4 protein-coding genes are annotated in these 5505 nt (G+C 68.8%); all 4 read left to right on the forward strand.

Annotation, left to right across the window (positions count from 1 at the left end; genetic code table 11):
- Positions 1-55 precede the first annotated feature (55 nt).
- Complete coding sequence (locus tag AC1DYX_RS26985; protein WP_477264615.1) at positions 56-1534, forward strand: serine/threonine protein kinase; 1479 nt, start codon at positions 56-58, stop codon at positions 1532-1534.
- A 65-nt stretch (positions 1535-1599) separates the two neighbouring features.
- Entirely contained in the window at positions 1600-3198 is a 1599-nt protein-coding gene (tagH, locus tag AC1DYX_RS26990; RefSeq protein ID WP_477264617.1) for a type VI secretion system-associated FHA domain protein TagH, read from the forward strand.
- Between the two features lie 36 nt (positions 3199-3234).
- Positions 3235-4566 (forward strand): type VI secretion system baseplate subunit TssK, encoded by a 1332-nt coding sequence (gene tssK, locus AC1DYX_RS26995; protein WP_477264619.1) that lies wholly within the window; start codon positions 3235-3237, stop codon positions 4564-4566.
- Positions 4567-4598: 32 nt separating this feature from the next.
- On the forward strand, positions 4599-5505 hold a 907-nt coding region (icmH, locus tag AC1DYX_RS27000; RefSeq protein ID WP_477264621.1), incomplete at its 3' end, for a type IVB secretion system protein IcmH/DotU.

The raw sequence follows: 5505 nt of genomic DNA on the forward strand, positions 1-5505 counted from the left end.
AAATCTGCGGCCGCTCGCGACGGTTTTTCGAGGTGTTCTTAAAGTAGAAAAAGACATGGCAACACTGGACAGAATCGGCAAGTATCGCATCGACGGCGTGCTGGGCAGCGGCGCGATGGGCGTCGTCTACAAGGCGTACGACGCCGACATCGCGCGCATCGTCGCCCTGAAGACGATCCGGCACGAACTGCTGGACGGCATGCAGGAAGCGGACATCGTCGCGCGCTTCCGCAACGAGGCGCAGGCGTCGGGGCGCCTCGTGCACCCCAATATCGTCGCCGTGTACGACTTCGGCACGTACAACAACACGACGTACATCGCGATGGAATACGTCGATGGCACGCCGCTGAACACGTTCCTCGTCAAGGACGTGCCGATGGACCTCGCGGCCAGCATCACCTGCATCACGCAGCTGCTGCGCGCGCTCGACTACGCGCATGCCCGCGGCGTGGTCCACCGCGACATCAAGCCGGCCAACATCCTCATCACGGGCGATGCCCAGGTCAAGATCACCGACTTCGGCATCGCCAAGATCGAGTCGTCCACCCTGACGCAGGTGGGCGCCGTGATCGGCACGCCCAGCTACATGTCGCCCGAACAGTTCAAAGGCGAGCCGGTGGACGGCCGCTCCGACCTGTTCGCCGTCGGCATCATGCTGTACCAGATGCTGACGGGCGTGCGTCCGTTCAGCGGGCCGGCGTCGACCGTCATGCACCAGATCATCCACGAGAATCCGCCGCGCCCCAGCGAGCGCCAGCCTGGGCTGAATCCGGCCTTCGACACGGTGGTGGCCAAGGCCATGGCCAAGCGCGTCGAGGACCGCTATCCAGGTGCGCAGGCGTTCCTGGATGCGCTGAACGCCGCCTACATGCAGCAGACCGGCGGCGTGCCCCTGACCGACGAGGACAATGAACGGACCGTGCTCGCGTTCCAGCGGCCGGAGTCGCCCGAGCCGGCGCGGCCCGCGAACCCGGCGGGCACGTCGCAGCACGGCAGCCAGGCCGCAGGCACGGGAAGCGCGTCGAGCCTCACCGCCGCGCCGGAATGGCTGCAGGGCCTTGCGCCCGACCTGCAGACGGCTCTGTCGACGCAGATCGGCCCCGTGGCGAAACTGGTACTCAAGAACGCCGCGCGCGACGCCATCGACCTGGACGATCTGTGCAACCGGCTGCTGCCGCACATCGGTTCGGACGCGGGCCGCGTGCAGTTCCAGGACAGCCTCCGCGAGATCAAGAAGAAGCACGGCCTGTCCACGCTGTCGACCATGAGTGGCCGCAGCCAGACGGGCACGGGCCGGCCGGCCACGCAGCTGACGCAGATGACGGGCATGCCCACGTTGCTGCAACTGAGTCCGGAACTGATGGAGGCCGCGCAAATGAAACTGGCCGTGTACGTGGGTCCGATCGCGAAAGTCCTCGCCAAGCGCGCATCGAAGATGACGGGCAATGCCGACGAGTTCTACCGGCTGCTGGCCGAGAACCTGCCGGACCCGCAGGAACGCGCGCGCTTCCTGAAGGACGTGGGCAAGGGCTGATGTTTGGTTTTTACCAAAATGCAACTGTATAATCGATCGACGACCATGCCGTACTGCGGATTCACATGCCCATCACTTTAAGCGTCTACACGTACCGCAATGCGGCGCCGGCCCAGGCGCTGACGCGGCGCTTCGACCGCCTGGGCGGTGCCATCGGCCGTGCGCCCGGCAATGACCTGGTGCTCGACGATCCCGGCAAATACATCTCGCGCCTGCATGCGCGCATCGAATACCGCGACGATGCCTTCTGGCTCGTCGACRTCGGCAGCAACCCGAGTCTCGTGAACGACCGACCGGTCGGCGCCGGCCGCTCCGTCCAGCTGGAAGACGGCGACCGCGTCATCATCGGCGACTACCAGCTGCTCGCCAGCGTGGAAAGCGAGGCGACGGCGTTCACCCCGGCACCGCTGCCGCCATCGCCGCTGCAGGTTGCGCCCGCACCCGCCGCCGTCATGTCGGCGCTGCCCATGGACCCGGACGACTCGCTGGCCCATGCCGGCATCCTCGACGTGGGCGGCGATCCGTTGAATCCGAGCTTCGACCCGCTCGGCCTGAACCTGTTCGGCAGCCCGGCGCCGGTTGCGCCCACCACGGTGCCGGCCTGGCGCGGCGCCGAGAGCGACCACGTGCCGCCGGAACAGCTGCCGTTCGCGCCGCCGCCCGCGCCTGCATTCGTGCCTGCGCCCGAACCGGTGACCGTGCCGAATTTCGCGGCGCCGCCGGCCGTGGCGCAGCCGCAGCCGCAGCCGCAGGCCGTGCCGGCGGTGGCGATCCCGGACGACTACGATCCGCTGGCCGACTTCCTGCCGCCGCGCGTGCAGAGCGCACCTGTCGCGGTGCCGGCCGCGCCGCCGGTCGTGCCGCTGCCGCCCGCCATGCCCGTCGACGAAGGGGAAGTCACAGCGTTCGCGCCAGCCGCTGTGCCCGCGCCTGCGCCGTCGGAACCGCCTTCGTTCGCCGAGCCCGCACCCGCGCCGGTATCGTTCGCGCCGCCACCACCACGGCCGATGCCGGCCCAGCCACCGGCCACGCGCGCGCCCGCCGCGCGTGCGTCCGGTGCCACGGCCGCGGACGACCCCATCATCCAGGCGCTGATGCGCGGCCTGGGCCTGACGGAACTGAACACGAAGCGCAGCGCCGAGGACATCGCGGAACTGGCCGGCGCCATGCTGCGCGAAGCAACGGCCGGCACGATGGGCGTGCTGATGGGCCGTGCGATGACCAAGCGCGAGAGCCGCCTGGACATGACGATGATCGGCGCGCAGGCCAACAACCCGCTGAAATTCTTCCCCGACGCCGACAGCGCGCTCACGCAGATGATCAACGGGACGATGCCGGGCTATATGCCGCCGCCGCGCGCGTTCGCCGGCGCGTTCGACGACCTCAAGGCGCACGAGCTGGCGATCATGGCCGGCATGCGTGCGGCGCTGGCCGGCGTGCTGGCGCGCTTCGACCCGGCCGCCATCGAGGCGAGACTGCAGGTGCCGACCGTGATGGACAAGGTGCTCGCATCGAACCGCAAGGCCAAGATGTGGGACCGCATGGTCGAGCTGTACACGCAGATGGCCGGCGAGGCGGACAGCGATTTCCACCGCCTGTTCGGCGAAGCCTTCGGCAACGCCTACGAGGAACAGGTCGAGCGGCTGCGCCAGACGCGCCGCTGACGTCCCTTCAACCGACACTCCAACTTTTGCCTACGAATGTCCTGGAATAGTAAAGTCATCTGGTCCGAAGGCATGCTTCTGCAGCCCCAGCACCTGCAACAGCACGACCGCTACCTGCACAGCGTCATCGAACAACGCGTCGTGGGCGTGCGCGCCTACGCGTGGGGTTTCACGAAGCTGGTCATCGACGAACAGTTGCTGGCGCAGGGCAAGCTCGCGCTGCTGGCGGCCAGTGCCGTGCTCCCGGACGGCACCACGCTGAACCTGCCGCAGGACGGCGCGTTGCCCGAGCCGCTCGACGTCCCCGAGGACGCACGCGACGCGCTGATCGTGCTGGCGCTGCCGCTGCGCCGGCCGGGCATCGCCGAGACGAGTATCGAAGACGGCCCGGACGACTTCGCGCGCCACCGTCCCGTCGACTACGAGGCGATGGACAGCAATGGCCTCGACAACAGCGCGCTGATGCAGGTGGGCAGCCTGCGCCTGCGCGTGGCGCTGGAAAAGGACGTCGCCAACGCCTACACGACGCTCGGCATCGCGCGCGTGATCGAGCGCCGGCCGGACAACCGCGTCGTGCTCGATCCGGCCTATTGCCCGCCGTGCCTGGACTTCCGCGTGGCGCCGCGCCTGTCGTCCTTCGCGGACGAGCTGGTCGGCCTGCTGAATCAGCGCGCGCAGGCACTGGCGGGGCGTTTGAGCCAGCCGGGCGTCGCCGGCGCCGCCGAGATCGCGGACTTCCTGATGCTGCAACTGCTGAACCGCAGCCTGCCGCTGTTCGGCCACCTGGCCGGCATGACGGGGCTCCATCCGGAACGCCTGTATGCGGAACTGGCGCAGCTGGCCGGCGAGCTGTCCACGTTCAGCCGCCCGGACAAGCGCGCCGTCACCTATCCCGTGTATCGCCACGACAGATTGAGCGAAAGTTTCGCGCCGCTGATCGAGGACGTGCGCGCCGCGCTGTCGCTCGTCGTCGACCCGCGCGCCGTCGCGCTCACCCTGGAAGAGCGCCAGTTCGGCATCCGCGTGGCCGTCGTGCCGGACAAGGAATTGCTGCGCTCCGCCACGTTCGTGCTCGCGGTGAACGCGCACATGCCGCCGGAGGCCGTGCGCAGCGGGTTCCCGGCCATGGTCAAGATCGGGTCGATCGAAAAGATCCGCGACCTGGTCAACCTGCAGCTGCCGGGCATCGCCCTGCGCGCGCTGCCCGTGGCGCCGCGCCAGCTGCCGTTCCACGCCGGCTACACGTACTTCGAACTGGACAAGGCCGGCGAACACTGGGCCCAGTTGCAGAACTCCGTCGGCTTCGCGATGCACATCCCGAACGAGTACCCGGGACTGCAGATGGAGTTCTGGGCGATCCGCAAATAATTCAGACTGACTAGATTGACGAGGGCTGCAACGTGAGCGATCCCACCAACCCGATGCAGGATCCCGACCGCACCGTACTGGTGCCCACACCGGGCGGGCGCCGCACGGCGCCATCCCAGCCGCCGGCCACGCCGGTATTCGAGCCGCCGCGCAGCGCGGGCCCCGCCCAGCTGCACGGCGTGGGCCTCAACCCGCTCGTGCGCGCCGCGAACCCGCTGCTCGACCTCGTGCCGCCGTTGCGCCGCATGGCGTCGCATCCGGACGTCGAGGCACTGCGCATGCAGCTGATCCAGGCAATCAAAACGTTCGAGGCGTCCGCGAAGGCCGCGCAGGTCCAGCACGACCAGATCGCGGCCGCGCGCTACGCGCTGTGCACCTTGCTGGACGAGACCATTTCGTCGACGCCCTGGGGCGGCGGCGGCGTCTGGGCCAGCCGCAGCCTGCTCGTCGCGTTCCACAACGAGGCGTTCGGCGGCGAGAAATTCTTCCTGATCCTGCAAAAGCTGTCGCAGGCACCGAAGGACAACGTCGACGCGCTGGAGCTGATGTATCTGTGCCTGGCGCTCGGGCTGGAAGGGCGCTACCGCGTCATCGACAACGGCCGCAGCCAGCTGGACGTGCTGCGCGAACGCCTGCTGCAACTGATCGCGCAGCAGAAGACACCCGTGGAGGCCGAGCTGTCGCCGCACTGGAAGGGCGCCAGCGGCAAGGGCGAGCCGCTGTGGCGCATGGTCCCCGTGTGGATCATGGCCGCCGCTGCCGCCGTCATCCTGATCCTGCTGCAGCTCTTCCTCGGCCATCGGCTGGGCAGCGCATCCGACCCGGTGTTCGCGAACCTGCTGTCGCTGAAGACGGCGCCCCCGCCGACGGCAGCGCCGCCGGCCGTACCGGCACTGGTCGTGCCGCGGCTCGCGGGCTTCCTCGCGCCCGAGATCGCGC

This window comes from Massilia sp. P2_C2, assembly GCF_056404615.1.